General features: G+C 64.8%; 1 protein-coding gene. It reads right to left on the minus strand.

Features of this window, described 5'->3' with window-relative positions; all coding sequences use genetic code 11:
• A protein-coding gene (locus tag J5474_RS22475) for an IS5 family transposase (RefSeq protein ID WP_209364240.1) occupies nt 1–725 on the minus strand; the annotation gives its coding sequence in 2 pieces (ribosomal slippage) (nt 1–407 and nt 407–725; 726 coding nt annotated over the 2 pieces). This gene is flagged as partial in the annotation.
• Nucleotides 726–733: the final 8 nt, after the last annotated feature.

Raw genomic sequence — 733 nt, forward strand, 5'->3', positions numbered from 1 at the left:
GCAGATTGCGGAGAGGAAGAGTTCGCCGCATCTGTCGTAGCGGGTGGCGATGCGGCGCCAGTCCTTGAGGCGGGCAAAGAGGTTCTCGATCCTGTGCCGCTGCTTGTAGAGCTTGCAGTCATGTGCGGCGGGGTTCTTGCGCCCGCGCCGAGCTGGGATGCAGGCGGCAATTCCCCTGTCATCAAGGGCTTCGCGGAACCAGTCGGCGTCGTAGCCCTTGTCGGCCGGGAGCGTCCTTGCGGGTGGGAGGGCATCCAGCAGAGCCAGCGCACCTCTCGCGTCGCTCATCTGACCGGGCGACAGGAAGAAGATCAGCGGCCGCCCCAGCCCGTCGCAACCCATGTGCAGCTTCGAGTTCAGCCCGCCTTTGGTCCGTCCGATGGCCCGCGGGCGAGTCCCCCTTTTGAGAGGCTTGCCGCCGTGCGGTGGGCCTTCAGGTGGGTGCTGTCGATCATGATCACGTCGCCATCAGGCCCCGGCTGGGCGAGCTCGACGAAGATCCGGGCAAAGACCCCCATACGCGACCAGCGGACGAACCGGTTGTAGAGCGTCCTGGACGGGCCATAGACGGAAGGCGCGTCCTTCCGCTGCAACCCGTTCTTCTTAAAGTAGATTATCCCGCTTAGAACCCGCCGGTCATCCACCCGCGGCTTGCCTCGGGACTTCGGAAAGAACGGCCGCAGTCGCGACATCTGTTCGTCGGTCAGCCAGAAATGCCCGCTCATCATGCCCC

Origin of the sequence: Sagittula salina (genome assembly GCF_017813235.1) — a bacterium.
In the GTDB taxonomy this organism is placed as follows: Bacteria; Pseudomonadota; Alphaproteobacteria; order Rhodobacterales; family Rhodobacteraceae; genus Sagittula; species Sagittula salina.